Origin of the sequence: Bradyrhizobium sp. SHOUNA76 (assembly GCF_023006445.1) — a bacterium.
GTDB lineage: Bacteria > Pseudomonadota > Alphaproteobacteria > Rhizobiales > Xanthobacteraceae > Bradyrhizobium.
In genome coordinates this window covers 1-4,382 of sequence record NZ_JALBHA010000516.1, presented here as the reverse complement: position 1 = coordinate 4,382, position 4,382 = coordinate 1, and the positions used below count along the sequence as shown (strand labels likewise).

Genomic DNA, 4,382 nt, shown 5'->3' with positions numbered 1-4,382 from the left:
TGCGCGGCGGGTACGGATCGCGCCACAGCCGGCGCCGCATCGCACGCAGCGTCTCGCCCTCGCCGAACGGCCGCTCGCCGGTGGTGAAGAAATACAGCAGCACACCGAGCGAAAACAGATCGCTGCGCGGATCGTCGCGCACCCCCGACAGCCGCTCGGGTGCCATGTAGGGCGCGGTGCCGTAAGGCAGGCGGAACTCCTCCTGCAAAAGATCCGGCAGGTGGTTGTGATGCGACAGGCCGTAGTCGATCAGCACCGCCTCGCCGCTCTCGCGGAACATGATGCTGCTCGGCTTGATGTCGTGATGAATCACATTCTGCCGGTGGAGATCGGCAAGCGCGGTTGCGATCTTGGCGACGAGTTGCCGCGCCTCGTCATACGGCAGCGGCAGCTCGGGCAGCCTCTTGTAGAGCGTGGTGCCGCCGATGCGTTCGATCACGACATAGGCCTGACGCGCGAAATCGCCGGTGCCGAAACAGGTCGGGACGTGCGGACCCGCGAGCCGCGGCAGGATCATCATCTCCATCTCGAAGGAGACGATCGCGGCGGGATCCTCGCCCTCCGACACCCTCGGGATCTTCATCAGCAAGGGCACGTCGATGCCGGGATGGGTGACCGTCCACAGCGTCGCCATGCCGCCGGCATGAACGCATTCTCCGATGGTGTAACCGTCGATCTCCGCGCCGGATTTGACCAGTGATTTCGGCATAGCCGTCAGCGCCCCTGCGACAGGCGGTCGGCAAGCCAGTGCGGCAGGCCGTTGTCGCGGATCCTGCTTGCTGCGGTCGCGATGTCATAGGGCGCGCGGCAATAGGTGATCTGGCAGGATTCGGTGTCGAACAAGACGAAGGCTGCCGACGGATCGCCGTCGCGGGGCTGGCCGACCGAGCCGAGCACGGCGAGCCATTGCCGTCCGCGCAGCAGCTGCACTGGGACGTCGGTCTTCGGCACGAAGCTCGTCATCTTCGCCGTCACCGACATCGAATAGAGCGCGGGACGATGGATATGGCCGCAGAAGGTGACATGGGCGGGTGTCGCAATCAGGCTCTTGGCGGCGTCGACCGTCGAGCGGACATAGTGCCAGCGCTGGGGGTGAGAGGCTTCCGAATGCACAAAGAGTCGACCGCTGTCCTCTACCAGCATCGGCAAGTCAGCCAGGAACCGCCGCTGCGCGGTGTCGAGCCGGCCGCGGGTCCACTCGATCGCGATTTGCGCCTCGGCGTTCATGGTCTCTGCCGAGGAATTGACCGCCTGGTCGTGATTGCCGCGCACGGCGACAGCACCCTGGGCGACGAGCTCCATCGCGGTATCCACCACCCACTCGGGATCTGCGCCATAACCGACGAAATCGCCGAGCAGGACAAACCGCTCCGCGCCCTTCGCACGGGCGACCTTCAGACAGGCCTCGAAGGCCTGCCGGTTGCCGTGGATATCAGAAAAAACAGCTAGGAGCACGCACCCTCCACCCTCAGGTCTTATCGAAAGCCGATAAGGCCAAATTGAGGGAGGTCAAAACCATGCGCCAGCGCCGCGCCGTTTACCAGCGCGCCGCTGTCACGATGCTGAAGAGCCTATTGCTCGTCCTTCGGGGGCATCCGGGGCGGCGGCAGCGGGGTGAACACCGCGCCTTGCGCGCCGGCGGGCGGGGCGATGAACTCGCCGGTCGAGGAGTCGCCGCCGGTCGTCTCCATGATCGTCTTGGGCGTCACATATTCGCGGACCATGTCGATGAGACTGCCATCGCCGCCGCCGAAATCGGCGGCGCGGCCGCCTTGCGGATGTCCCAGGGCGATCTCGTTCTCCGCGGCATGGGTCTTGTCGGCGAGCCTGTCATCGTAGGGCACGCGGAAGGCCCGCGGGATGCCGCTCGGGCGATTGTCCTCATCCAGCTGCTCGACCCACAGATAGATCGAGCCGGGATCGCCCTGAAGCGAATGCGGCTCGACGATGCGGGCCTTCAGCAGCTTGAAGGTCGCCGGCAGCCGGTCGGCGCTGGCCCAGCCGAGCAGCCCGCGCATTTCGGTGAAGCTGACGACGTAAAAGGCGCTGGTCACGACCACGGCGATCGCCTTCAGCGACCAGTGCAGGCGCGCGTAGACCAGCACGATCAGCAGCAGCGCGCCGATGACGGCGTAGGCGACTGACAGCGTCAGGATGACCGTTTGCAGGCTAGTCACGGCGCACCCTCTTAGCGTTACTGCTCACACCGGTCCTCGGGTCGAGATCGGCGCCGTTGCGCCAACTGCTGCGGAACGTCTCCAGCAGCGATTTCGGCCGCTGGTCCACGTTGATCACCTTGCCCTCGGCATCGAGCCGGAAGCGCACCGCGGTCTTTTCGTCGCCGGTATGGTCGAGCGTGAACTTGTTGTCGAACACCACCTGAGCCGTTGGATTGAGCTTCTGCACCTTCACATTGGCTGTGACAGGTTCGCCCGTCGTCGCCACGAAATGCGAGACATTGACGGTGTACTCGCCGGCCACGATGCCTCGCACCGTGACAATTTCCTCGCGGATGGGCGAGGCAATCTTCTTGCCGGCGACGACGATGAAGTCGTTGGCGCCGCCCCGGTCGTCGCGGTCGAGGGTGAGGAAGCCGGCCTCGCGGTGGCGATACCAGGCGATGTTGCCGACGGGATCCTGCACGAACAGGTCGAGATCGTCGGGGTGACTGTCCGGCCAGTCCAGCGTGATCATGAACTCGGCCTTGGAGTCGATCTTGCCTTCCTTGGCGTCCGGGGAGACCGCGAGCAGCGCCAGGAAGAAGAGAAACGCGATCACCTGGAGCGCCTTGAACAGCATCACGCCCAGCGGATCGAACGGCTCCTCGCGCGGATAGAGACCGAAATCATCCATCATGACGAGGTTCCGGCGCCTTTGCGCTCAAGTACCGGCGTCACATAGGTCTCGGTCAGCACCACCGCATCCGAGAACACCCGCTGGGTCGCGGCGTCCAGCATGTAGTACTGGATGCGGACCAGGATCGAGCCGACGAGGCCGGCGAGCGTCGTGTACATCGCGACGGCCATGCCGTCGCTCATCAGCCCCATCGAGGAGCGCATCGCGACCTTGTCGGCGGCGTCCAGCCCCGCGATCGGCGCCAGCATGATGATGAAGCCGACGATGGTACCGAGCAGCCCAAGCTTCATCAGCGTGTCCGAGACGAAGGCGCCGAACCCGTTGGAGCCGCGCAGCCGGTCGGCGAGCGTCCGCAGCAGCAGCGTCTGGTCGACCGGCCGGTAATCCTGCGCGGCGGCCTTGGTCACCAGGCTCTCGATGTGATCGCGTACCAGGCCGCGCGGCAACGCGGTCGCCCCCGCCTCCAGCGCCTTGCTGCCGCCGGTGGCCGATAGCATCGCCCGGCAGCGCCGCGCCGCGGCCCCTTCACGGGCAATCGCCCGCGTGCGCAGGAAGCAGTGGCCGCAGGTGACGACATAGAGCAACGCGATGATGCTCGAAATGTACGTTCGATCCGAGGTCAGCATCAGGTGGATCAGGCCGAAGCGCCACAGCAGCACGACGGCGAAGATCGAGAGCCCGGTGAAGATCATCCAGAACAGGAGCGCGCTGCGCTCGGATGGGTCGGTCGCAGACGGCGCGATCGGTCCAATCGTCATCGAACTCATGCCGCACTGCTCCTGGCTTGCAACAAATCCCCACCGATTAGATCAAAGCCGCCGCGCTCGGTCCAAAGACCCATGCCCAATCCGGCTTGGGAAATTTGCCCGAGCTGCATTCCTGCCACACCCTGCGATTGGCAAGGCGCGGCGGCGTTGTTAGGCTGACCTTATCAAACGTTGGGGATGATCGCATGCGCCTCGTGCTTCAGCTCGTCGCCCGTCTGCTCCTTATCGTGGCACTGTGTCTCGGCGCGGCAACCATATGGGCCACGTTCGACGCCTATCGCAGCGTCGACCGGGCGACGGCGGCCTCGGCGCAGCGGGTGGCGCAGGCGCTTCAGGCGCTGTATTGGCGTGAGCTTTTGTTGCGCAGCAGCAGAGCGCGGGAGCATCTCCTGCCTGTTCCGGACTGGCGCACCCTGGAGACGATGAAGCTGATCTCGCCCGGCGTCTGCGTCGAGTTCCAGCCCGCCACAGCATTCGAGAAGCCGCTCTGCGGTCAGAGCGAGGGACTGGGCAAGACGCCGCCGCGCTGGTTCGCCGCAATCGTGCCGACCTTCCTCGGCAGCCATGCCGAGGTGGTGCGGCCGGTCAGCCCCCGCGCCGATTCTGCCGGCACCGTGGTCGCGACGCCGGATGCCGCGGCCGCCATCTCGCTCGCTTGGGAGTACATCCTCAACGTGTTCGACGTCGCGCTATTGATGGCGGCAGCGATCGCACTGCTGGCGTCGCTGGCGATCGCGCATGCGCTGGCACCGGCGCGCG

General features: G+C 65.6%; 5 protein-coding genes and 1 pseudogene. 1 reads left to right on the top strand and 5 read right to left on the bottom strand.

Annotation, left to right across the window (positions count from 1 at the left end; translation table 11 throughout):
* The 5 genes from MOV74_RS32280 to MOV74_RS32260 all read right to left on the bottom strand — a co-directional run.
* Positions 1-709: serine/threonine-protein kinase (locus tag MOV74_RS32280; RefSeq protein ID WP_246931045.1), on the bottom strand; the 709-nt coding region annotated here is incomplete at its 3' end.
* Between the two features lie 5 nt (positions 710-714).
* Positions 715-1,455 carry a metallophosphoesterase gene (locus MOV74_RS32275; protein WP_246931044.1) on the bottom strand — a complete coding sequence of 247 codons (741 nt, stop codon included), beginning with the start codon at positions 1,453-1,455 and terminating at the stop codon, positions 715-717.
* 116 nt (positions 1,456-1,571) lie between these two features.
* Complete coding sequence (locus MOV74_RS32270) at positions 1,572-2,177, bottom strand: hypothetical protein (protein WP_246931043.1); 606 nt, start codon at positions 2,175-2,177, stop codon at positions 1,572-1,574.
* The gene (locus MOV74_RS32265; protein ID WP_246931042.1) at positions 2,170-2,856 is read right to left on the bottom strand and encodes a hypothetical protein; all 687 of its coding nucleotides are present in this window, start codon (positions 2,854-2,856) and stop codon (positions 2,170-2,172) included. Before MOV74_RS32265 ends, MOV74_RS32270 begins: the two co-directional genes overlap by 8 nt.
* Positions 2,853-3,623, bottom strand: a complete 771-nt coding sequence (locus MOV74_RS32260) for a MotA/TolQ/ExbB proton channel family protein (RefSeq protein WP_246931041.1) — start codon at positions 3,621-3,623, stop codon at positions 2,853-2,855. Before MOV74_RS32260 ends, MOV74_RS32265 begins: the two co-directional genes overlap by 4 nt.
* A gap of 185 nt (positions 3,624-3,808) precedes the next feature.
* Here MOV74_RS32260 and MOV74_RS32255 point away from each other — a divergent pair.
* Positions 3,809-4,382 (top strand): annotated as a pseudogene (locus MOV74_RS32255) (histidine kinase); the annotation flags it as partial.